23 protein-coding genes are annotated in these 22,777 nt (G+C 62.8%); 18 read left to right on the top strand and 5 right to left on the bottom strand.

Annotation, left to right across the window (positions count from 1 at the left end):
- Position 1: 1 nt before the first annotated feature.
- Genes HY921_02260 through HY921_02245 form a run of 4 tightly spaced genes read right to left on the bottom strand, consistent with a single transcriptional unit; the run spans position 2 to position 3,197 of the window.
- Positions 2 to 493, bottom strand: coding sequence for a beta-hydroxyacyl-ACP dehydratase (locus HY921_02260; GenBank protein ID MBI5629689.1), 492 nt, complete (start codon positions 491 to 493; stop codon positions 2 to 4).
- Complete coding sequence (locus tag HY921_02255; GenBank protein MBI5629688.1) at positions 490 to 1,218, bottom strand: SDR family oxidoreductase; 729 nt, start codon at positions 1,216 to 1,218, stop codon at positions 490 to 492. Before HY921_02255 ends, HY921_02260 begins: the two co-directional genes overlap by 4 nt.
- Positions 1,219 to 2,223: a hypothetical protein gene (locus HY921_02250; GenBank protein ID MBI5629687.1), complete on the bottom strand. Its 1,005-nt coding sequence runs from the start codon at positions 2,221 to 2,223 to the stop codon at positions 1,219 to 1,221.
- The gene (locus HY921_02245) at positions 2,220 to 3,197 is read right to left on the bottom strand and encodes an SDR family oxidoreductase (GenBank protein MBI5629686.1); all 978 of its coding nucleotides are present in this window, start codon (positions 3,195 to 3,197) and stop codon (positions 2,220 to 2,222) included. Before HY921_02245 ends, HY921_02250 begins: the two co-directional genes overlap by 4 nt.
- Positions 3,198 to 3,284: 87 nt before the next feature.
- On the opposite strand from HY921_02245, the gene HY921_02240 reads away from it, so the two are divergent.
- The 15 genes from HY921_02240 to HY921_02170 all read left to right on the top strand — a co-directional run bounded on the left by HY921_02240 (position 3,285) and on the right by HY921_02170 (position 17,889).
- Positions 3,285 to 4,229, top strand: coding sequence for a DMT family transporter (locus HY921_02240; protein ID MBI5629685.1), 945 nt, complete (start codon positions 3,285 to 3,287; stop codon positions 4,227 to 4,229).
- 14 nt (positions 4,230 to 4,243) lie between these two features.
- Complete coding sequence (locus HY921_02235; protein ID MBI5629684.1) at positions 4,244 to 5,683, top strand: cytochrome c biogenesis protein ResB; 1,440 nt, start codon at positions 4,244 to 4,246, stop codon at positions 5,681 to 5,683.
- Positions 5,684 to 6,538, top strand: coding sequence for a c-type cytochrome biogenesis protein CcsB (gene ccsB / locus HY921_02230; GenBank protein MBI5629683.1), 855 nt, complete (start codon positions 5,684 to 5,686; stop codon positions 6,536 to 6,538). It abuts the gene before it with no gap.
- A 1-nt stretch (position 6,539) separates the two neighbouring features.
- Positions 6,540 to 7,592 (top strand): glutamyl-tRNA reductase, encoded by a 1,053-nt coding sequence (locus HY921_02225; protein ID MBI5629682.1) that lies wholly within the window; start codon positions 6,540 to 6,542, stop codon positions 7,590 to 7,592.
- Positions 7,589 to 8,440: a hypothetical protein gene (locus HY921_02220; GenBank protein ID MBI5629681.1), complete on the top strand. Its 852-nt coding sequence runs from the start codon at positions 7,589 to 7,591 to the stop codon at positions 8,438 to 8,440. Before HY921_02225 ends, HY921_02220 begins: the two co-directional genes overlap by 4 nt.
- A complete protein-coding gene (locus tag HY921_02215; GenBank protein ID MBI5629680.1) occupies positions 8,437 to 8,949 on the top strand; it encodes a superoxide dismutase family protein in 513 nt (170 codons plus the stop codon). The genes HY921_02220 and HY921_02215 overlap by 4 nt, the downstream gene beginning before the upstream one ends.
- Before the next feature lie 48 nt (positions 8,950 to 8,997).
- Positions 8,998 to 9,549 carry a ubiquinol-cytochrome c reductase iron-sulfur subunit gene (locus HY921_02210; protein ID MBI5629679.1) on the top strand — a complete coding sequence of 184 codons (552 nt, stop codon included), beginning with the start codon at positions 8,998 to 9,000 and terminating at the stop codon, positions 9,547 to 9,549.
- Between the two features lie 3 nt (positions 9,550 to 9,552).
- Positions 9,553 to 11,208: a cytochrome b N-terminal domain-containing protein gene (locus HY921_02205; GenBank protein MBI5629678.1), complete on the top strand. Its 1,656-nt coding sequence runs from the start codon at positions 9,553 to 9,555 to the stop codon at positions 11,206 to 11,208.
- Positions 11,209 to 12,549 carry a c-type cytochrome gene (locus HY921_02200; protein ID MBI5629677.1) on the top strand — a complete coding sequence of 447 codons (1,341 nt, stop codon included), beginning with the start codon at positions 11,209 to 11,211 and terminating at the stop codon, positions 12,547 to 12,549. It begins immediately after the preceding gene.
- A gap of 76 nt (positions 12,550 to 12,625) precedes the next feature.
- The gene (locus HY921_02195; GenBank protein MBI5629676.1) at positions 12,626 to 13,246 is read left to right on the top strand and encodes a hypothetical protein; all 621 of its coding nucleotides are present in this window, start codon (positions 12,626 to 12,628) and stop codon (positions 13,244 to 13,246) included.
- A 27-nt stretch (positions 13,247 to 13,273) separates the two neighbouring features.
- Positions 13,274 to 14,377: a UDP-N-acetylglucosamine 2-epimerase gene (locus HY921_02190; GenBank protein MBI5629675.1), complete on the top strand. Its 1,104-nt coding sequence runs from the start codon at positions 13,274 to 13,276 to the stop codon at positions 14,375 to 14,377.
- A gap of 32 nt (positions 14,378 to 14,409) precedes the next feature.
- Entirely contained in the window at positions 14,410 to 14,883 is a 474-nt protein-coding gene (bcp, locus tag HY921_02185; protein ID MBI5629674.1) for a thioredoxin-dependent thiol peroxidase, read from the top strand.
- Positions 14,883 to 15,320, top strand: a complete 438-nt coding sequence (locus HY921_02180; GenBank protein ID MBI5629673.1) for a 4Fe-4S dicluster domain-containing protein — start codon at positions 14,883 to 14,885, stop codon at positions 15,318 to 15,320. The genes bcp and HY921_02180 overlap by 1 nt, the downstream gene beginning before the upstream one ends.
- A 5-nt stretch (positions 15,321 to 15,325) precedes the next feature.
- Positions 15,326 to 16,612, top strand: coding sequence for a caspase family protein (locus tag HY921_02175; GenBank protein ID MBI5629672.1), 1,287 nt, complete (start codon positions 15,326 to 15,328; stop codon positions 16,610 to 16,612).
- Positions 16,613 to 16,659: 47 nt separating this feature from the next.
- Positions 16,660 to 17,889 carry a caspase family protein gene (locus tag HY921_02170; GenBank protein MBI5629671.1) on the top strand — a complete coding sequence of 410 codons (1,230 nt, stop codon included), beginning with the start codon at positions 16,660 to 16,662 and terminating at the stop codon, positions 17,887 to 17,889.
- Positions 17,890 to 17,930: 41 nt separating this feature from the next.
- On the opposite strand, the gene HY921_02165 is transcribed toward HY921_02170, so the two are convergent.
- Positions 17,931 to 18,773 (bottom strand): phosphodiester glycosidase family protein, encoded by an 843-nt coding sequence (locus tag HY921_02165; protein ID MBI5629670.1) that lies wholly within the window; start codon positions 18,771 to 18,773, stop codon positions 17,931 to 17,933.
- Positions 18,774 to 18,939: 166 nt separating this feature from the next.
- Between HY921_02165 and HY921_02160 the strand changes: the two genes are divergently transcribed.
- The 3 genes from HY921_02160 to HY921_02150 all read left to right on the top strand — a co-directional run bounded on the left by HY921_02160 (position 18,940) and on the right by HY921_02150 (position 22,618).
- Positions 18,940 to 20,394 carry a hypothetical protein gene (locus tag HY921_02160; protein MBI5629669.1) on the top strand — a complete coding sequence of 485 codons (1,455 nt, stop codon included), beginning with the start codon at positions 18,940 to 18,942 and terminating at the stop codon, positions 20,392 to 20,394.
- 152 nt (positions 20,395 to 20,546) lie between these two features.
- Entirely contained in the window at positions 20,547 to 21,887 is a 1,341-nt protein-coding gene (locus HY921_02155) for an MFS transporter (GenBank protein MBI5629668.1), read from the top strand.
- The gene (locus HY921_02150; GenBank protein MBI5629667.1) at positions 21,884 to 22,618 is read left to right on the top strand and encodes a hypothetical protein; all 735 of its coding nucleotides are present in this window, start codon (positions 21,884 to 21,886) and stop codon (positions 22,616 to 22,618) included. The genes HY921_02155 and HY921_02150 overlap by 4 nt, the downstream gene beginning before the upstream one ends.
- Positions 22,619 to 22,777 lie beyond the last annotated feature (159 nt).

The raw sequence follows: 22,777 nt of genomic DNA, 5'->3' as shown, positions 1-22,777 counted from the left end.
GTCATTTCAATGCGGGGGAATCCCTCGGGACCCACAGCCCGGAGGTTCTTGCGGAGAATATCTCCTCGCCGTCCTTGGGCCCGCCCGAGAACTGGATCTCGACGCGGCTGGCCATCTTGTTGCCGCGAAAGTAGCCGTCCGGGCCGAAGTGGGCGTAGGCCGCCACCTTGTCTCCGGGGCGCACCATCTTCTTGAAAACCCCGCGCTCTATCTCGGTGAAGAATCCGACCATGAGGCCGATCTCCTCGGGGGAGGTCTTGAGGGCCATGTGGTAAATCCCCCAGGCCACGTTGCCCACCTGCGCCGACATCTCTATGAGCTTGACCCCGGGGACTACGGGGTTGCCGGGAAAATGCCCGGCGCAGTCCTCGTCCTTCCAGGTGTAAACCGCGAGGATATGCTCCTGGTCGAGCTCAAGTATCTCGTCTATGAAGCGCATGGGCCTCTGCTGGGGGACCAAGGCCAGGACCTCGGCGGGGGTGAGATCGTTCACAGGCTCATCCCCCCGTCCACTGCGAGCACGGCGCCGTTGATGTAGTCGTTTTCTATGAGCTGGCATACGGCCTCGGCCACCGCCGCGGGAGCGCCGAAGCGGCCCAGCGCGATCTCGGCGCGCATCTCTTCCTTGAGCTCCTGGGAGAGCCCGTTAGTCATGGGGGTCTCGATGAAGCCCGGGGTCACAGCACTCACCCGGACCCCGCGGGGCCCGAGCTCCGAGGCGAATTGCTTGGTCGCGGCCTCGAGCGCCGCCTTGGAGGCGCGGTAAATGGCGCTTCCGACCAGGGCCTTCCGGGCCAGGATGGAGCTCACGTTGACGATGATCCCGCCCTCGGCCCGGGCCATTTCCCGGCCGAAATCGCGCATCAAAAAAAACGGCGCCTTAAGATTGGTGGAGATGATTTTATCGAACGACTCCTCTTGAATATTCAGCGCCGGCTCGTGAGGGCTGTCTATGCCGGCATTATTGACCAGCACGTAGGGAGTTCCTTCCTTAAGCGCGGCGGCAAGCAACATTTGCCTGCCTCCCTGGGAGGTCAGGTCGGCCTTCACCAGGAAGGAATCCGGTATCTCCGAGCGCAGCCTCTCGGCCGCCTGCTGGTTGCCGTGGTAATGCAGGGCCAGGCGCAGGGTCCCTTCCGACTTCTCGTGGATTCTCTTGGCGATGGCCCGGCCGATGCCTCCCGAGGCGCCGGTCACGACCGCGATGTCCTTGGTCATTTATAGAGCCTCCATGTAGCCGCCGCCCCAGGCCAGCCCCGCTCCCACCACCGCGTAGACAAGCTGGCTACCCTTGGGCAGGCGCTGCAGGTTCTGGGCAATGGCGGAGGGGCAGCCCGCCGCCGCGATATTGCCCTGCTCGCGGACGTTGCGAAAATGCCGCTCTTCCGGCAGATTGAGATGGCCCAAGATGGAGTCCTGCATCACGTGATTGGCCTGGTGGGCCACGGTGTAAACCTGCTCGGCGTACAAGCCCTTGGCCTGCGCGATAGCCTCGAACATCTCGCAAGTCTTGCGGATGGAGAATTCCCGGACCAGGGCCCCATTTTGCGTGAAGTGCCCGGCGATGTCCACCGTGATCTCATCGGCGTCGGAGGGCTTGGTCTCGAAAATCATGGGCTCCACCAGAAGCCGGCCGCGGCGTTTGAGGGAGGCCACCTGGGCCGCGGCGCCGTCGCCGAAGATATAGCCGTCTATGCTTGCCGCGGAATAGTCGGTCCGGGTGGTGTAGGCGCTCGACTGTAGGCAGAGGATGAATTCAGGGACGCGGGAGGCGTCCATTTCGCTCAGCATCTGCATGTGCAGGGCAAAGCTCGAGCAGGCGCTGTTGACGTCCCGGTGGGAGCCGCCCCCGATCTTGAGTTCCTTGGCGACCAGGTTGGCCAGGCTCGGAATGGTTTGAAACGGGGTGTCGCAGTTGCCGATCACCAGGCCCACCTGCTCCGGGCGGACCTCGGCCTGCTCCAAGGCCATGCGGGCGGCCTTGGCGGCCATAGTGACGGGGGTCTCGCCCAGGCTTTTGGCGTGGAGCATGGCCTGGGCGGGGTTCTGATTCTTGGTCCTCAATATGTAGTCGCGGCTGAGAACCGAATAGCGCTTGTAGATGCCCAAACGCGAATCCACCCAATTCGGGCCTCGCTCGAGGCCCACCTCTCGGTGGAGAAAATCATTGGTGATCTCTGTCTTGGGCAAATAATAGCCCATCCCCATTATGGAGAGCATCACAGCCCCGAGATGGCCTCGCCTCCGTCCACGCGGATGATGGTTCCGTTGGTCCAGGAGAAAGAAGGCAGGCAGAGGCTGAAGATGGCCTCGGCTACGTCCTCGGGAGTGGTCAGGCGGTGGAAGGGATTTCTGAGGCGCGCCTGGGCCTTCATCAGGTCGAAATTAGGGATCGCGTTTCCGGCCGGGGTGTCGGTGATTCCGGCCTGCACGACGTAGGAGCGCACCCCGTAGGGGGCCAGCTCCACGGCCATGGCCCGGCAAGAGGCCTCGAGAGCGCATTTGGCGGCCGAGACCGCGGCGTAGCCCTTCCAGGCGACCTCGTTGCCCTCCGAGGTCATGGCCACCATGCGCGCGTCCTTGGTCAAGAGGCCCGCGTTTAAGAGCTCTCGGCCCCAGAGGAGATAATCGTAGCCCATCATCCAAATCGTGCGCTGGAGATCGTCCTCGTTCAAGGGGTCCTCTTTATAAGGAATGCGGCTTTCGGCCAAGGTGTACAGGGCGTCGCAACCCTTTTCGTGAAAGGCGAGGTTGACGGCCTTTCGCAGAAGTTCGGGCGAGGCCGAGACTCCCTCGTTTTTCAAAGCTTCGGAGAGGCCTTTGAAGGCCTGTCCCTTGAAATCGGGGGACTTATCCTCGACGACGAGTTTGCAGGAGCCGGCTGCTATGGAATGCATGAACAGGTGCACGTTGCCGGCCCCCGCATGCTTTTCAATGCTCTCGAACACCATCCCGCGCTCCTCGTCGTCGAAGAGATTGGCATTGTGGGTGACGAGCTCGACCCCGTGCTTGCGGATCTCCTCGAAATGGGGCTTGATCACGGTCTCAACCGTGCCCTCCTTGTCTTTGTGCGCGATGAGGATGTTCACCCCGGCCTGGGCCAGTCTCTTGGCCGTGGCCAGGCCGAACCCCGAGGAGCCGCCCAAGATCACGGCCCAACGCCCCGATCCCTGAAAACCGCCGTTCGATGATGCCATGCAAGTTTGGAAATTATATCAAAGTGAAGTTCAAACTTCTATCGGTCGGCATGAAGCCGGGCCATTCTGGACTATAATATATGTCCCGTGAACGGAGTGTTCTTCGTGGTGTTGGCCAATGTCCTGGGAGGGTCCTCCTACGTGGCGACGGGCTACGCCCTGCGGGGCTTTTCACCCGAGGGACTTGTTTTCTGGCGGACGCTGCTCGGGTTCTTCTTCTTCCTGCCCTTGATCTACAAGGCTGTTTTGAGGCTGGAGCTGGCCTGGCGGGATTGGGCCAGGATGATGGTGGTGGCCGTGCTTGGTTACGCCGCGCCGCTTCTCATCGGGACCGTGGGCCAGAAGCTCTCGAGCGCCTCCAACGCATCGCTTCTGGTGGGGGTGGAGCCGGTCACTCTCGTGTTTCTCTCCGCTCTTTTCCTGGGGGAGACCATCAACTCCTTGAAAGTCGCGGCACTTTTGAGCGGGCTGGCGGGGTCAACGCTCATCATACTGCAGGGAGTCCCGTTTTGGAATGCGACGATCACCCCCCATTTTAAAGGAGACGTTCTGTTATTTCTACATGGCTTCTGCTGGGCCTTGTATTCATTAATAGGGAAGCCGCTTCTGCGCAAGGTGGACGCCATGACCTTCGCGGGCCTGACCACGGCGCTGTCTCTTCTGCCGATGGCTTTGTGCGGGGGCATTGCCTGGCCGGCAGGAGCCGGGGGCTCGGCCGTGGCCGCCGCGGCCTACCTGGCCGCGGCCGTCACCTTCCTCGGTACCTGGGCCTGGAACAAGGCCCTCGAGGTGATGCCGGCCTCGACCGTGGCCAACTTCATCTTCCTCCAACCCTTGGTCGGGGTGGGCATGGCCGTTCTCATTCAAAAGGAGGGCTTCAGCCCCTGGAGCGTGGCGGGGGGGGCCTTGATCCTTCTCGGAGTCTATGGGACGACCATGGAGTCACGCAATCAGCTCGCGGCGGGCCAGGGCCCAACGTCCTACCGGCCATGGGCCCTGCTCGGCGTTTACTTCTGGGGTCCAAAAAAGTAGAATACAACGGCCCCATGAGGCTTTTTAGGTCGGTCCGCTTCAACATCTTCCTAGGCGCCTTGATCACGTTAGCCTCCGCTGTAGGGACCTTGCTTCCCCAGGTTCCCGAAGCCCCGGAAAAAGCGGATGCCTTCATGCGCGCCTATCCGAATTGGGGAAAATTATTCGATTTCTTCGGGCTTTTCAACCTCTACCAAAGTTGGTGGTTCATGGGCCTTTTGGCCTTGATGGCCATCGACGTCGTCCTCTGCAAGCTGTGGAGCAGCCCTCCGGACATGGGCCTGGTGGCCCTGCCCCCGGAGCTCACCCGAGAGCAAGAGGTGGAGAGGCATCTGGCCAAGAAGGAGGCGGCTCTGCGGCTCAAGCCCTTCCAAGCCTTTCTCGTGGCCGAGGGGTCCACTCGCGAGGCTCTTGCCCGCGCCCAGGAGCACCTTCGCGGCTCGGGCTACCACCTGGCTCCGGAGTTCACGGGGGAGGGGGGGGCCGCCTTCGTGGCCACGCGGCACCGCCTCCAGCGCTGGGGCTCGTATCTGGCCCACATCGCGCTCGTCGTCATCCTTCTGGGGGCCTTGATGAAGGGTGTCTGGGGCTTCGTGGAGATGGTCCCGGTTCTCGAGGGGCGCTCCCGCCCCATGCAGAACAAGCCCGACTGGGAAATTTTCGTGGACAAGTTCACGGTGCGCTATTATGACGGGACCTTGACGCCGAAACTCTTTTCCTCACAGATGAAAGTGCGCCGGGGGGAGGAGCTCTTGGGCTCCAAGATCATTTACGTCAACGATCCCTTGGACATCAAGGGGGTGCGCTTCTACCAAGCCTCCTGGGGCGCGGGGGGGATGTTTCGCAGCGCCACCTTGAAGGTGGGCAAGCAGACTGTGGTCCTGCCTCAGCGCGGCCGCAAGCGGATTCCCGGCTCCCCCTTCGAGGTTGAGGCGGACGTGATGATGCCGAACTTCGCGGTGAGTGCCGGGGGGCAGGTGGAAAACGCCTCACTGGACCTCAAGAATCCAGCGGTGCGCTTTATTTTCCACGTCGGTCCGCACCGAACCTCCCCCCTGTGGCTTTTTCAGAACGATCCGAAGCTTTGCCTGGTGGAGGGAGATGGCGGGACTCTCTCACGCGCGCCGGAGCCGCCCTTCCAGCTCGCGGCCCTCGATCCGATCCTCTTCTCCGGCATCCAGGTCGCCTATGATCCGGGCTACAAGGTCGTCTTGTTCGGCTCCGCGCTGTGGCTCTTCGGCATGATCTGCCTTTTCTACCTCCACCGCCGAAGGCTTTGGATCCTGCTCGAGCCCCAGCCCGGAGGGGTCTCGCAGATATCTGTGGGGGGGTGGAGCTCCCGAGGGCCCAGAGAGTTCGAGAAGGAATTCGAGTCCTTGATGCGGGGCTTGAGGGAGAAGTTGGGGGCTAAGGAGTTCCGGCTTTCTAAGAGTCCGCTGGTGGAGGTTTCATAAATGAGCATGGAAGTCATTTTGATCAAGGCCGTCCTGGCCTTTTACGGGGTCTCGACCGTCCTGGCGTTCGCTTATCTGTTTTACCGGGAGGAGAAATGGAGCTTGTGGATGCTGCGGCTCTTGGGAGCGGGCCTGGCTCTTCATCTGGCGAGCTTCGCTTTGCGCCTGCAGGCCTTCTGGGCGATTCCCGAGAACAGGTATTTCCTGCCCATCAACACATTCTTCGGCGCCTTGTCGTACCTGGCGCTGGCCGTGGCCCTGGTGTTCTTCGTGGTCGAGCGAGAGCATCGCCTGGGAATCCTGGGGGCCTTCGTGCTCCCCTGGACCGCCCTCGGGATCGGGGCCGCGGTGATTTTCGCCGATCCCAAAGTGAGCGGGCTCGTGCCCGCCCTTCAGAGCTATTGGATCAACATCCATCCCATGGTGATCATGACGGCTTACGCCGCCTTCGGCAACGCCTTCGGGGTGGGTCTGGCCCTTCTCATCCAGGAGCACCAGATCAAGTCGAGAAAGCCGAGCGAGCTCTGCTACCGCCTGCCTTCCATCGAGGAGCTAGACGACCTCAACTACAAGATCATCGTAGCGGCATTTCCGGTTCTGACCGTGGGCATCATCATGGGGGGCATCTGGGCCTACAATGCCTGGGGCCGCTTTTGGGGCTGGGACCCCAAGGAAACCTGGGCCCTCATCACGGCCCTCATCTACGCCGGGTATCTTCACATGCGCTTCATCGCGGGCCTGCGCGGGCGCAAGGCCGTTTACGTTTCCATGGTGGGCTTTGCCTCGGTGGTGTTCACCTTCATAGGGGTCAATTTCCTGAGCCAGCTCCACGGCTATCTTTCTGGAGGGGGTTGAAATGAAGCTGTCCCTCCTTGGCCTCAGCCATAAGAGCTCGCCCGTGGAGCTGCGGGAGGCTCTGGCCCGCTTGCCGCATTCCGAGCTTTACGCGGCCCTGCGCCGGGAGGGATCGCCAGAGGCCGTGATCCTATCCACCTGCAATCGCTTCGAGGTGTACCTTTTTTCGCGGGAGTCAGACGCGCCCGCCAAGGCGGAGACCCTTCTGGCGGAGCTCTCCGGCCGCAGCCTGGAGGGACGTTTCTACGCGCGCGGAGGCTCGCGGGCCGTGGAGCATCTCTTCGAGGTGGCCGGGGGGTTGGACTCCTTGATCGTCGGCGAGAGCGAGATCCTGGGCCAGGTCAAGGCCGCCTACGAGACCGCGCGCGACGCCGGCATGACCGGCAAGCTTTCCAACGTTCTCTTTCAAAGGGCCTTGAACGCGGGCAAAAAGGTGCGCCACGACACCGGCATCGCCATGGGCCAGATTTCCACGGCCTCGGTGGCGGCGCAATTGGCCGAAAGGATATTCGGGGGTTTGAGGGATCGCGAGGTGCTGATCCTGGGAGCCGGGCACATGGCAGAGCTCTCGGCCAAGCACCTTCTCGGCAAGAAAGTGGGGAGGATCAAAATCGCCAATCGCACCTGGAGCCGGGGCGCGGAGCTCGCCGAAAAATTATCGGCCGAGCCCTGCCCCTGGGAGGAATTCCCCCGGGCCTTGGCCGAGGCCGACATCGTCGTCGCCTCCACCGGGTCCGCGGAACCGGTGATCACGCGCTCCATGGTCGCGGAGGCCATGAAGTCCCGCTCCGGGAGGTCCCTTTTCCTAATAGATATAGCCATGCCGCGGGACGTCGAGGAATCCGTGCACGGCCTCGACCATGCCTATTTGTACCGCCTGGAGGACCTGGAAGGCATCGTGGCCGAGAACCTGGAAAGCCGGGGCGCGGAGCTTGAAAGGGCCCGGCAAATCGCGCGCGCCAAGGCCGCGGAGTTCTGCTCCTGGCACGAGTCCGTGTTGAGCGGGCGCGAGGTCAGTCTCAGAAGGCATGCCGCCGAGCGGCAGGCCGCATGATGGCAAAGACTTTCCTTTACGGCATTCTTCTCTTGGCTCATGGGGGATCTCCCTCATGGAATCGGGAGGTGATCAAGATCCAGGAAGAGCTCTCGATGGAGGTCCCGACCGAGGCTGCTCTGGGCATGGCGGAGGTCCAGAGCATCCAAAAGGCCGTGGACCGCCTGCAGTCAAAGGGGGTGTCCAAGATCGTGGCCGTGCCCCTTTTCATCAGCTCCCGATCCGAGGTCATGGAGCAAACCCGTTATGTCCTGGGGTTCAAGGCCCGGCCTTCGAAGGTTTTCGTGAAAGCCATGGCTTCCATGCCGCACTCCCATGGCCACGGCGGCGACGCGCTCGCGCGGGCCCGCATCGCGGTCCCCGTGACTTTGACCCCGGCGTTGGACGCCCATCCCATGGTCGGGCAAATCGTGCTGGAGCGCGCGCGGGCCTTGAGCCGGGAGCCCGCCCGCGAGACTTTGATCCTGGTCGGCCATGGTCCGGTGGATGAGGCCGCCAACCGCTCCTGGCTCAAGTCCATGAGGTGGTTGGCGGCGGGAGTGCGCAGGAAGGGGGGATTTGCCTCTGCCGCGGCCGCCACCATACGCGACGACTCCGCGGTTCCGATCAAGGCCAAGGCGGCCGCGGAGCTGCGCCGTCTCGTGGCCGAGGCCCGCGGCCGCGCCCTGGTGATCCCCTATCTTGTCGCCCGCGGCGGCATAGAGGATCACATCACCGGGATTTTGAAGGGGCTGGACTATTCCTGGAGCGGGGACACTCTTTGCCCGCATCCGAACATCGCGCGTTGGGCGCGCGAAACCGCGCGCGGCGCGGCGGAGGAAATGCGTTTCAAAGGAGGATCAAAATGAAAGAGTGGATATTCGCGCTTTGCGCCTTTTCGGCGGCGTTGCCGGCTGGGGCAGCGACTGGAGCGGCAAAAATCCTGGGAACCGCCGAGGGTTCCCCCATTCGCGGCACGGTTTCCTTCGAGGACGCCAGGGGGGGCCTCAAGGTTTCCGTCCGCCTGCAGGGGGTGCCGCCTGGAGAGCACGGCTTCCACATCCACGAGTTCGGCAACTGCGAGGATTCCGGGAAGGCCGCGGGGAGCCACTACAACCCCATGAAGAAACCCCACGGCCACGCGCTCAGGGACGGCCTCAAGCGGGCGCACGTCGGAGACTTCGGCAACATCACGGCGGCGGCCGACGGCACGGCCTCGGCCGATTTGCTGCTGCCCAAGGTCGCGCTCTCCGCGGGCGCGAGGACCGTGGCCGGACGCGCGGTCGTGCTTCATGAAAAAGCGGATGACTTCAGCCAGCCCGCCGGCAACGCCGGAGGCCGCATCGCCTGCGGGGCCATCGTCCTGATCGGGCCATGAGGGGAATTTGACGATCGCAAAAAATAATTTGTATTTTATCTCCCGCTTATGACTGAAATTAATCAGCCTTCCGCGGCCCAACCCCCGGCTCCCAGGCCCGTCGCGGCCCCGGCGGCAGCCGCGAAGATTACCCGCAAGGATTTCCTCTGGGTCGGCTGGAGCATGCTCGCGACTTTCTTCGCCTCGGGTTCTGCCGCCACCGCCCGCTTCTTTTTCCCTAACGTGATTTACGAGCCCTCGCAGAAATTTAACGCCGGGCCGGCCGCCAATTACGCGGTCGGGGTCTCCACGAAATGGACCAACGAGCAGCGTGTTTGGGTTATCCGCACCGAAAAGGGCTTTTACGCCCTGTGGGCGCGCTGCACCCACCTCGGCTGCACCCCCAACTGGTTCGACGACCAGAACCGCTTCAAGTGCCCCTGCCACGGCTCGAACTTCAACCCCCAGGGGGACGTGATCGCGGGCCCCGCCCCCAAGCCGCTGTGGCGGGCCAAGATAGACCTCGCCGCGACCGGGGACCTCATCATAGACAAGGCTGTTTTGGAGAATAAGCCGGGGAGCCGGGACAAGGCCCCGTACTTCGTGGAATTCACCGCATAGGAAATGCCCGCCCTGGACATCGAAAAAATAAAAAAAGAAGTCATTGACTCCCAGATTTGGCGCAGCGTATTCCGCGGAGGCGTCTGGAAAGACACGCCGCGCGACCGTGCCGCCCACATCATCGGCAACGTATGGCTCCACCTGCACCCGGTGCGCGCCCGCAAGCGCGCTCTTGAGTGGACCTATACCTGGGGCTTGGGTGGCCTCTCTTTCGTTCTGTTCCTCTTGTTGACTCTGACCGGCGTTCTTTTGATGTTCTACTATCGGCCGACCATAGATCTCGCCTACCGCGACATGAAGGATCTCGAGTTCGCCGTCACCTTGGGCAAGCTCATGAGGAACCTCCATCGCTGGTCGGCGCAGGCCATGGTGGTCATGGTCATCGCCCATATGGTGCGGGTATTTTTGACCGGAGCCTACAAGAAGCCCCGCGAGTTCAACTGGGGAGTGGGAGTCCTTCTTCTGACTTTGACCCTATTCCTGTCCTTTACGGGTTACCTTCTCCCATGGGACCAGCTCGCCATCTGGGCCGTGACCGTGGGCACCAACATGGCCGGGGCCACTCCCGGGCTCGGCAACGAGGGTCCTTTCGGGTCCCTCATGGGCATGCGCATCAACAATGACGTGCGCTTCGTGCTCTTGGGGGGGACCATGGTGGGCGAGAACACCTTGCTCCGGTTCTACGTCCTCCACTGCGTGGCGGTGCCCCTCTTGGTGGGGATACTCCTCATCCTCCACTTCTGGCGGGTCAGGAAGGACAGCTTCTCAGCCGCTCCCTATCAGGCCGACGAGGAGAAACTCGAGGTTTGGCCGCACTTGATCGTCCGGGAGTACATCGCGGCCGCGGCCTGCGTGCTTTTCATGATGCTTTGGAGCGTCCTGCAGAACGCTCCGCTTGAGAGCATCGCCAATCCCAACGTTACCACCAACCCCTCCAAGGCCCCCTGGTATTTCGTGGGCCTCCAGGAGCTGCTGGTCTATTTCGATCCTTGGATCGCTGGAGTGGCCGTGCCAGGGCTCATCATAGCAGGCCTCATGGCCATACCTTATATAGACCCGAGCCCCAAGGGCGTGGGCTATTATGCCTGGAAGGAGCGACCCTTCGCCAACGCCCTATTCATGCTGGGAGTGGCCATGTGGTTCATCCTCATCTTCATCGGCTACTATTGCCGCGGGCCGAACTATTTCTGGTACTGGCCTTGGGACTCCTGGATCATGCCCAAGCCCGCTCCGGCCCCGACCTGGAGCCTGTTTGGCCCCTCGGACGTGGCCAAATTGCCGGTTTGGATGGGCGTTCCGGTCCTGGGGGCTTTCTTCGCCGGCTCCATGCTCCTGCCCAAGCTCGTCCAAAAGGACATAGACGGCAGGAAGGCGCAGGCTTGCTTCTTCGCAGGCATGGCCTTGCTGGCGCTGGCGGCGCGCCTGGGCTGGAAGGTGCCGATGAGTCAGGGAATTTGGCTGATCTTTTTTGGCTACCTCTACTTCTACTTCGGCTTCCTTCTGCCCCAACGCTACATCCGTGCCGTGGACTGGGCTCGGTATCTTGTGACCATGTTCCTGGTGGTCTGCACCATGGGCATTCTCCTTAAGATGGGAGCTCGCCTGGCCTTTAACGTCAAATACATCCTGACCCTTCCCGCGGTCAGCATGAACATCTAAATGAGCCTGCGAAAGCTGTTCTACTTCTTTAACGCCGCGATCCTGGCCGTGTTCGCCGCGGCCTTCGCCCTCGATTACTCGGCCGAGTGGAAAGGTTATCAGAGGACCTACTACAAGATGGCGGCCGAAACCCTGGATAAGAAGGCGGCCTCCGCCAGCCCCGAGGAGGCCGAAAGGCTCAAGGCAGAGGCGGCCAAGCTCCGGCGCACGCATCTTGAGATCAAGCAGATCATCGTCAAGGACTTGCAGCGCTACGATCGCTGCATTACCTGCCACGTGGGCATGGACGAGTACGCCAACCCGACCTTGACCAGCGACTTCGCCCAGCATCCCTACAAGGCCCATCCAAAAATCGACTCCGTGGTCAAGAACCATCCTTTCCAGAAGTACGGCTGCACGGTCTGCCACCAGGGCCAGGGCCTGGCCCTCACGGCTGTCGACGCCCACGGCAAGGTTCATAACTGGGAGAAGCCCCTGCTCGAGGGCTCCCTTGTCCAGGCCTCCTGCGCGCGCTGCCACGCCGATTTCGAGACCCTCCCGGGAGCCGAGGTCGCGGCCAAGGGCAAGGAGCTGTTCTACAAGCACGGCTGCCAGGGCTGCCATGCCATACGGGGGGAGGGGGGAATCGTCAGCGTGGACCTAAAGGACATCGCGGACAAGCCCCTGGAGCGCATCGCGGGCTTCAATTTCTCGCGGATCATGCAGGACGGCAAGCCCTTGCCGCGGCACGATTGGAACATCCAGAACTGGATCATGGGACATTTGACCAATGACCCCATAGAGGTCACCCCCAACGACCCCCACGCCCAGTTCAACCCGGAGCCCGTGGCGCCCAGCGGCATGCAGGATTTCCGCGCCGAACTGGGCCAGGAGGGAGCGGCCGCCATCACGACTTTTCTTATGTCCATGACCGAGGAAATTTTGCCCCATAAATACTTCGTCTCAGTTCCTCCCAAGGCCCAGCCTCGCATCTACAACCCGGTCCGGCACGGGAAATTCGTCTTCGAGAAATACGGCTGCCAGGGCTGCCACGGGCTGGACGCGCTCAAGGGCCGGCGCAATTTCAACGCCATGGGGCCCGGGCAGGAAGACCCGCTCAAGGACATGGCCAAGGGCCGGGAGCCGACCTTGGTGGACGTGGTCGGGACCTACACCCACGAGGAGCTCATGAAGAAGATCGCCCAAGGGGTGCCCGCCTCGGCCATCGCGAAATTCAACCCCAACGGCCCGACCCCGCCCTTGTTTATGCCCAGCTGGAAAGATAAAATCAAGGGCAAGGAATTGGAGGATTTGGCGAGCTGGCTCTTGAGCGTCGCCAAGAAAGACGAAAGCGGCTTCTAAGCCGCTTTCGTCTGCTGTAGTCGTGGCGTCTTTAGGAGTTTCGTCGTGGTCGTTGCGTTTTTTAAGGAGAATGCCCATGAAAAAAATGTCCGCTTTTGCCGCGCTAGCCGCCTGCCTCATCCTCTCGCCTGCGACGTCCCGTGCCGCTGGAAAATCCGCCGCCGATGAGGAAAAGGCCAAGGCCATGGCCAATCCCTACCCCAACGACTTGGGCCCCGCCGAACTCGACAAGGGGGTTCTCGCGGGCTATCCGAAGGACGTCCAAGCCGGATATAAAATCATGCTCGGTTCGGACAAGAAAAAGAACTGCCAGTCCTGCCATACCGCGGCGCGTCCCCTCAACAGCCGCTTCTTGGAGCTCCCTGGGAAGGACGAGGCCGAGCGCAAGGCCTCCATCGAAAAACTCAAGAAAGACCAGCCGGAGATATTCAAGGACAACACGGTCTGGCAGGTCGAGTGGAACATCTGGAACCGCTACGTCAAGAGGATGGTCTCCAAGCCCGGCTGCGGCATCAGCGCCGGCGGCAAGGATAGCGAGGCGGCCAAGATTTGGAAGTTCCTCGTCCACGACAGCCAGCAGCGCAAGACCGGCGCCGACGCCGCCAAGTGGGCCGAGCATCGCAAGAAGCTGGTCGCCGACTTCAAGGCCAAATACCCCAAGCGCTACGAGGAGTTGGCCAAGGATAACGACCTCTAGCCTGCCCCGCTTCGCGGGGCATTTCCCGTGCGTGTCGCCCTTGTCTACGGCTATGAGCCCTCCGGGCACGCCAGCGCGGCCCTGGCTCTAGAAAAGGCCATTTCCGACCAGGGAGGCGAGGCCGCCCGCGTCAACATTTCCTCCGATCTCCATCCGGTTCTGGGGCCGGCCCTGGCCAAGGCCTACTTGTCGGTCATCAAGCGCGTCCCGGGTCTCTGGGCGACTCTTTACGACAACGAGTCCGTGGCGAAATTCGCGCGCGACTGGCGCAGGCTCTACCTTTTCCTGGAGGGGGGCAAGTGCCGCTCGAAATTGGCGGAGCTCGGCACCGACCTCATTGTCTGTACTCACGCCCCGCCCTTGGCGGCCCTGGCCCTCGAGAAGAAACGGGGGGGGCTCTCCGCGCGCCTGGCGGGAGTGATCACGGATTACGAGGCGCACATTTATTGGATCAGTCCGGAAGTGGACATATATCTCGCCCCCACTCCCGAGGTCGCCGAGGCCTTGCGCAAGAAGGGAATCCCGCCCCAGAGGATCCACGTGACCGGGATCCCGGTCCACCCGGCCTTCGAGATGCCGCTTCCCCAAGAGGAGTCTAGGAGGCAACTGCGCCTGCCTCAGGAGGCCCAGGTATTCTTTCTCTGCGGGGGCAGCCGTGGACTAGGTCCCCTGCCGAGAATTGCGCAGAGCCTCCTCGCCGACTTTCCGCGGGCCCACGTCCTGGCCCTATGCGGGCGCAACGAGGCGCTGGCCCGGGACCTGGAGGCTTTGCGCGGAGGAAGCCGCCTTCAGGTCTATTCCCACCAAGAGCCTGAGAGTCTTTGCCGCCTCATGGGCGCCTCCGACATCCTCATCGGCAAGCCCGGGGGCCTGACCATGGCGGAGTCCTTGGCCGTGGGGCTTCCCGTGGCCATCGTCGATCCCATCCCCGGCCAGGAGGAAAGAAACGCGCGCTACCTCCTCTCCCAGGGAGGAGCCATCGCGGCGCAATCTCCTCGCGCGCTGACGGAGAGCCTCAAGCGCTTGTTTTCCAACGGGAGCCTCGAGGCCCTGCGCGCCCGGGCCAAGGCCCTCGGCCGCCCGAGCGCGGCCAGGGAGGCCGCCAAGATCCTCCTTGCCGCCCGAAGTTGAATTAAATTTCCGCCAACTGCTATACTTGCGATATGGCGATCAAGGCAGCGGCTGAGTTGCAGGTCGGGGACGCGGCTCCCGCTTTTGAGACGACGGACGAGGCGGGCCGCTCCCAAAGCCTCAAGCAATACCGGGGCAAGACCGTCGTCCTTTACTTCTACCCCAAGGATCATACCTCGGGCTGCACGGTTGAGGCCTGCGATTTTCGAGACAACCACGAAGCCTTCCTCAAAAAGGGCGCGGTGGTCCTGGGCGTGAGCCCCGATCCCGCCAAGTCCCACCGCAGCTTCAAGGAAAAGCACGCCCTTCCCTTCCCTCTGCTCCTGGACGAGGACAGGAAAATCTGCCAAGCGTACGGCGTCTGGAAGGAGAAATCCATGTACGGCCGCAAGTACCTGGGGGTGGAGCGCTCCACCTTCGTTATCGGCCCCGACGGCCGCCTGAGGCAGGTCCTGCGCAAGGTGAAAGTGCCCGAGCACGTCCGGGGCCTCATGGGGGCGCTTTAATGCCGCTCCCCCAGAACGACGCGCGGCGGCTTGCTTTGGTCAAGGGCGCCTCCCGCGCCAAGATCAAGGCCCTGGTCAACTTGGGGGCCTGCACCGGCTGCGAGGTCTGCGTGGCCGTCTGCCCGGTCCCCAGCTGCATCGAGAAATTCGGCGACGACCCCTCGACCTTCGGAGTCTACGTCAACTACGACATCTGCATCGGCTGCCAGCTTTGCGCCAAGGACTGCCCGTGGGATACTATTCGCATGGTTCCGACCTCGAGCGTGGCCGGCCACCAGACTTCGCTCGACTCCCAGCCGAACGCCGAGCACCCCGTTTTCAAGCGCTTGGACCTGCTGCCCAAGGATGTCAAGACGCCCGCTGTCATCGAAGGCCACCTCCCGGCGTCGCTCAAGCCCACGATGTCTCCGCCGCCCAGCGCGGCTTCGCCCGGCTGAGGCTAATGAAAACTGGGTACGGAGGACTGGCCCTCGCATCCTTCGCCGCGACGATGCTGCTTGCGGGCTGCGCCTCACCGGCGGCCGTGAAGCGCCCGGTGAACCTGGCTCTCAATCGCCTGAGCCTTGCGGTGTTCGTTCCGGCAGATGCCAGAGAAGCCTCGGACGGCCAAGTCGCCGAACAGATCATTGATGCTTTCCGACCCCATTTTCAGCTAGTCCTGCTCGAAAAGCTAGCGGAGACCGCTGCGCGCGATGCCGATTTGAGGGTGAACCTGTCGGTGAACGTCAAGTACGCCGCGAATATGTTCGGGATCACGCACGTCCAGGCGCGCGCGCGATTTTCAAAGCCAGATGGCCAGTCGATCGAGGAACTGGCCGTCCATGGATGGCAGAAGGGGCGGCCGTTCCTGCTGACCGACGACATCAACCGCATCGCCATCAAGGCCGCACGCGACCAAATGGAAAGCGCGCTGCTGGGCTCCGCGAAGCTGGCGGAATTCGCGCGCTCCGCGCCCATGTCGGAGCATGAGCGGGTCCAGTCGTCACCGGTCGCCTCGGATGTCGACGCGCCGCCGCGCGCGGCGGCGGCCAAGTCTCATGCCTATGCTGTCGTGATCGGGGTCGGCAAGTACCGGCATAAGCTGCCTGCCGCCGATTTTGCGGACGCTGACGCCAAGTTGGTCACGCTATACTTGCGGGCGCTGGGCTACCAGGACGCCAACCTCGCCATGCTGATCAACGACGAGGCGTCGAAAGGCGACTTCGAGAAATATTTCGAGCGTTGGCTTCCCAACCATGCCGAGGCGGGCGCGGAGGTTCTCGTCTATTATTCCGGCCACGGCGCGCCCAATCCCAAGACCGGCGACGCCTATCTCGTTCCTTACGACGGCGACCCGACCTACATCGCCGAGACCGGCTATCCGCTTAAGAAGATGTACGAGCACTTGGCTAGGCTCCCTGCCGCGAAGATCACCGTCGTCATGGACTCGTGTTTCTCCGGGGCGGGCGGCCGCTCGGTGATTGCCGCGGGCGCAAGGCCGCTCGTCACCGTGGCGCAGACGGATGTCCCGGCCAAGCTCGCCGTGATGGCGGCTTCGGCCGGCGATCAGATCTCGAACACCTACCAGGACAAGGGCCATGGGCTTTTCACCTACTATTTCCTCAAGGGGCTCAAGGAAAAGGGCGACGACATGCAGTCGGTCTTCGATTACCTGAAGCCGAAAGTCAGCGCCTACGCGCGCCGCGAGCTCAACGCCGACCAAGACCCGCAATGGCGGCAGGGGAAATGATGGGGCTGGGCAGGCGGACCGCCAAGGATTCTCTGGAGGCGCTCTAAGTGAAGCGGAGTGGCAGGAACCAAAATGCCGTCGTTGCCGCCTTGCTGCTCCTGCTTTCCGCTTGCACGACTCTTGAGAGCCGACAGGCGGCCGCCGAGAAACGGATAGCCGAAGCGATCGCAAGCGGCGAACGCCAGGAGCTCATCGAGGCGCTGTACTTGGCGGGGGCATGGGGCTTGACAGACAGGATGAAAGAAGCCCTTGCCCGCGGAGCCGATCCTAACGGGAGATCCTCCTCGGGGTATCCAGTGCTTTACGGGCCGGCAATGGACAATAAGCCCGAGGCGCTGCGCTTGTTGCTGGAGGCGGGAGCAGACAGGGCGGCGGCCTTCAAGCAGCCAGGCTGGGGGCGGCCGACGGCGTTGGAGTATGCTCAAGCCCTCGGGTATCAGGAGATCGTCGCGGTGCTCTCGGGGCCGCAGATCGTGGCGAGCGTTCCGAAGACGCCCGCTCTCTCGCCCGCACGCGTCGCCTCCGACGTTGACGACCTTCCGGCGGCCAAGTCCCCGGCGCGCCGGGATGCCTATGCCGTGGTGATCGGCGTCGGCAAGTACCGGCAGAAGCTCCCGGACGCCGATTTCGCCGACATGGACGCGCGCCTTGTCTCGCGCTATCTGACGCGGGTTATGGGCTATCAGGATGCCAACGTCGCCACTCTGGTCAACGACGAGGCGACCAAAGGCGATTTCGAGAAATATTTTGACCAGTGGCTGCCCAACCGCGTGGAGAAGGACGCCAAGGTTCTTGTCTATTACTCGGGTCACGGCGCGCCCAATCCCGAGACGGGCGATGCCTATTTGGTGCCTTATGACGGCGACCCGACGTACCTTAAACAGACGGGCTACCAACTCAAGAGTCTTTATGAGGCGCTCTCCCAACTCCCGACCAGGGATATCTCCGTCATCGTGGATTCGTGCTTCTCGGGCGCCGGCGGACGTTCTATTCTCGCCAAGGGCGCGCGCCCGCTGGTCAACGTGAGGATGGGCGGAGTTGTCCCTTCCAACATCAGGGTCCTTTCCGCCTCGGCCTCGGACCAGATCAGCCATGCCTATGAGGCGCAGCGGCACGGGCTTTTCACCTACTTCCTGCTCAAAGGCATCAAGGAGCAGGCGGGCACTGGGCCCGTGGATATGAAGAAAGTGTTTGATTACGCTGCGCCCCAGGTCAGCAATATCGCCCGGCGCGACTACAACAGCGACCAGGTGCCGCAGTGGCGGGAGGGGGAATGATGGAAGCCCGCCTGCGGCTGGGATTGCCGCCTTGCGCGGCGCTACTGACAGGCTTTTACGATGATGTGGGAGGGGTTCCTGTCCTCTTGGGGGTTGCTTGGCGGGACGAGGATATCCTTGGCTCCTGGCGGCCCGGCGGCGAAGGCGGACGCGCCTCCACCATCGTAGAACACGGCGTCCCGGGCTCCAAGGGTTTTCATGAGTTGGGCCAACTCCTTGACGCTGGCACCCTTGTCGCCCAAGCCCAGGGCAGCGCTGCCTTGCTCGAACAGTCCCACGGGAGAGGGGACGTTTACGATCAAAAGAATGGTTTCTCCATTCTCCAGGGCAAGCCCGAGGGCGGTGCGCCCGGCTCGGCGCTCGATGACGTCCCTGGGGAAGCTGATTCCGGGCACGCCTGTCTCGGGATAATTGTCATCGCTCCGATCCGCGCCGCCAATGAGCAGGATTCCCGCGCCGCCGAGGTAGAGCTTCATTTCGGAAAGCGCTGCGCGGCCCCGGGCTATCGCGAGGGTCCCGTCGCGGCGCACGCCGACTCCCCAGCGCCGCCTCAAGTCCACCACGCGCCCCGGCTCTCGCTTGCTCACCAGCCACGGCGGCCGGTAGGGGGGCTCTCCGGGAATGAGGATGTCCCCGAGTGCTCTCAGCATGGGATCGAAGAAGGTGCCGTTTGTGACCACTACGCCGAGGTCCTGGACTCGCGAGAATGGCTCGCCCCCGCGCTTGTGGCGGATGGAAAGATTGCGCTCGGGATTCCCTATGAAGGCGACGTGGTAGGCGCGTCCAAGGAAGTCCCCGGTTTTCCAGCAGCGGGTAGTGGTCCCGGCCGAGGCTGGGGCTAGGGGCAGAAGCAGCAGCGCCAGGGAGAGGCCTTGCCTTCTCACGCGCCCATTTTAAATAAACCCAGGGAAATAAAGTATAGGACTTAGGACCCAAACGTGCTAGGTCTTAAGGCCTAGTCTAGACTAGGCCTTAAGACCCTAACCAACGTGCCCAGGCTCGGCTAAGCCCTCCCCCGCCCCGCGCTTTTTTGTACAATACGGGCAGCCTATGCTTGCCTCGCGAAAATCACGGATTCTGGCGTTCTCTCTTGTCTCGCTCGGTCTCCTGACGGCGGGCCTGGCCGCCTTGCCCCGTTTCTACGCTCGTTGGGTGATGAGCCGGAACTGGAACATTGAGAAGGAGGAACTGCGGGATGCCGTGGCCGGGGCTCGTGAGCGCCCCTTCCTCTGCCTGATCCTGGCCGTAGACGGGGTTCCCTACCGCGTCATCCAGGAGCTCAAGGCCGAGGGGCATTTCAGGGTTTTCCAGGAGCCGGCTCGTCTCGTGAGCACTTTCCCCTCGCTGACGCGGCCCAGCTTCTCCAAGATGCTGACCGGCGGCACGCCCTACGGCTACGAGCGGCTTTACTACGACGTGGCGGCCGGCCGCCTCAAGGGCTTGAGCCTCGCCAAGAAGGTCTTCGCCACGCCCAAGGAGCACTATGACTACCACCCGACCCTCAACTTCCTGGGCTTTCCCGGCTACATCGCCTATGCCTTCCCCCGCGGCTTCTCCGACCTCGCCTTCGCGGGACTCAAGAAGCGGATACTCCGCTTCCAGGGCGACCAGTTCATCGCCTACATGGGCCTAACTGACCCGATCGCCCATGTCGAGGGCGAGGAGAGGCTCAAGGCCTTCCTGCGCGAATTCGACGCGCTCATTGAGAAGACGAGGGCGGAACTGCCGATCCCCCTCAAGATCGTGATGTTCTCGGACCACGGTAACAACCTGGCCGCCAACCGGCGCGTGGACTTGGCCGGACCCCTGCGCTCCGCGGGTTTTAATCCCGTCGGGGCGCTGGCGGCCAAGGAGGATTTCGTCCTGCCGGAGAACGGGCTGGTCGGGGCGGCGGCCGTCTATACGGATCCCGCAAACGCACCGCGGATGTGCCGGGTCCTTTCGGGGGTGAGGGGAGTTGACCTCTGTCTCTTCCGCGCCGACGGCGGGATCAAAGTGGTCGGACCCCGGGGGCAGGCCGTGATAGCGAGGCTGGGCGAGCGTTACCGCTACGAGGCCTCTTCCGGAGACCCCCTGGGTCTTGAGGGCGTCGCGCGCCGGCTTAAGGCCGCGGGCCGGTTCGACGTGCGCGGCTTCGCCCTGGATTCGAGCTGGTGGCAGGCCACCCGGGATCACGGCTACCCCGACGCCATCCACCGCATATGGGACGGGCTGGGCGGCCTCGTCCAGAATCCGGCCACGGTGCTCGTCAGCTTCGAGGAAGGCTACGCCTTCGGCCCGGCGGTCTTCGACAAGGCCGTGGCCGGCCGCGCCGGCACGCACGGGGGGCTCATCGCCTCCCACACCTACGGCTTCTTCATGACCGACTTCATGCCCTCCCTGGGCTACCTGCGCCCCGAGATGGTCCGGGACATACTCGAGCGGGCACGGGCGCTCAAGGACCGCCGTGGCCTTGCGCCTGAGGCGACCGCCCGGGGGCCGCGTCGAAAGCCGGGACCTCTTTAGCAGGTTGCCGAAAAAGCCCCAATTTTTAGGGGTCGGGCGACACGCAGCGAGGATGCCCGTCTTTACACCTTCGGCGATTCGTCGATCAACTTCACCGTCATCGAAGGGGCTATACCACCCTTGACTCGGATATGCTAGGATCAGGCACTAACGTGACACCCCACAGCGCGGCTTACCGGCGCAGGCGCTTCTGGAATTGGTTCCCCTTGGGCCTGACCTACGCCGCGTTCTATATGAGCCGGTACAACCTCAACGTCGCCTCCACCGAGCTCATGACCCGGTTCCATTTTACCAAGGCCCAGTTCGGCTTGATCGCGACGGCCGGCTTTTGGACCTACGCCCTCTCCGTCATCGTCAACGGCCCCTTGACCGACCGCTGCGGGGGAAAGAAGGCCATCCTCTTCGGGGCCCTCGGCACAGCCTTGGTCAATGCGGCGGTGGGCTTGCTCTTTCTCAACGGCTGGGCCTCCAAGGTCCTCCTGGGCATGAGCCTGCTTTACGCGGTCAACCAATATTTCCAGTCCTTCGGGGCCTTGGCCGTGGTCAAGATCAACGCCCCCTGGTTCCACGTGCGCGAGCGCGGCGTCTTCGGCGGCATCTTCGGGATTATGATCTCGAGCGGCTATTTCCTGGCCATGACGATCGGGGGCTGGATTTTGGCCTCAATGCCCTGGTACTGCGTCTTCCTGATCCCCGCCGCCGCCGTCGCCGCCATGATGCTCGCCGACAAGGTCCTGGTGGCCGATACGCCCGCCCAAGCGGGCTTCTCGAATTTCGACACCGGTGACGCTACGAGCGGACGATCTGACAAGGACGAGCCGGTTGACTTCTCCTATCTCGTCAAGAACGTGTTCTCCAACCCTGTAATCCTCACCTTGACCGCCGCGGAGTTCTGCACGGGCTTTGTCCGCCAGGGGCTGCTCCTTTGGTTCGTGCCTTTCCTCAAAGAAGTCCATCATGTCCAGCATGGAACCCGCTTATTCTCCATGGCGACCTTGGGCATCACTTTGGGCGGGATCGCGGGGGGGCTCTTGTGCGGGTTTCTCTCGGACAAATGCTTCCAGTCCCGAAGGCCTCCGGTGGCCTTCATCTTCTACTTGGGGCAAATCGCCGCCTTGGCCGCCCTGGGCCGGGCCTCGTCGCCGGCCATGGCCTCGTTCATGATCGGATTTACCTGCCTCTGGATTTTTGGGGTGCACGGAATGCTTTCCGGCACGGCCTCCATGGACTTCGGCGGCACCAAGGCCGCGGCCACGGTGACCGGGCTTTTGGACGGGGTCCAATACGTGGCCTCCGGCCTGGCCGGCTTTCTCCTCGGAGCCCTTCTCGATAAATTCGGCTGGGGGGCCTGGACCTGCATGATCATGCCCTTCTCCGCGGCCGGCGCGCTTCTGATGCTCCCTCTATGGAGGGCTACTCCGATGAACACGACGGTGAGCCTGGGCCCCGCTTCCGCCCTGCCCCGCGAGAACGAGGAGGCGGTGCCGGTGTGATCCCGAAACAAAAGGAAGTCCTCAACACCCTCCTCCGGGAACTGAAATCCAAGAGGCCTGGTGCCTCCTCTCCCTTGGTCGTCTTCGACCTCGACGACACCTTGCTCTCCACGGCCCAGAGGCACATAAGGATTCTCAGAGAGTTCTGCGCCCAAATCCACATACGCCTGAACTTCTTCGAGGAGGCCTGGACCTTGTGCCAGCTCGACTCCGGGCATCTGCATTACTCGATCTTGGACACCGCCGTTTCCGTCGGGGTCAAAGAACCGGAGATCTTGGCCGAGCTCAAGAGCTTCTGGCAGAGCCGGTTCTTCACCAACGAATACCTGCGCACGGACCTCGCCGTTCCCGGGGCCGCGGTGTATTGCCGGGAAGTCCTCAAGAGCGGGGGACGCCTCGTGTACCTGACGGGGCGCGATGAAACCATGAGGACCGGAACCTTGGAGTCTCTGAAGAGCAACAATTTCCCCATGCCCGAGCATGGTGGCGAGGTCGAACTCATCCTCAAGCCCCGCTTCGAGGTCTCCGACTGGGAGTTCAAGAACGAGGCGGTTCAGCGCCTGCAGAAAAAGGGGGTCGTCGCGGCGGGCTTCGAGAACGAGCCGGCCCACATCAATCTTTTCCACGAGACCTTCCCCAAGGCCAAAATCGTGTTTGTGGACACCAAGCACTCTCCGCGCCCGATCCGCCCCTACGCGCAGATTCCCTGGATCAGGGATTTCCTGAGATAAGGCCCTGTCAAGTAATAATATGATCAATTTGGAGGCCCGAGCTTGAGGCGAGTTCGAGGCGCGACGAGGGAGCATAGCGGTAGCTATGTGACCGAGGAGCAACGAAGAAATCGGCCAAGCTCGGGCTTCCCCGAAGGGGCCGAGCGCTTTTGGGCTGCG

The sequence above is a fragment of the Elusimicrobiota bacterium genome, assembly GCA_016218575.1.
Classification (GTDB): domain Bacteria; phylum Elusimicrobiota; class Elusimicrobia; order UBA1565; family UBA9628; genus JACRDN01.
This window is presented reverse-complemented; position numbering and strand designations above follow the sequence as displayed.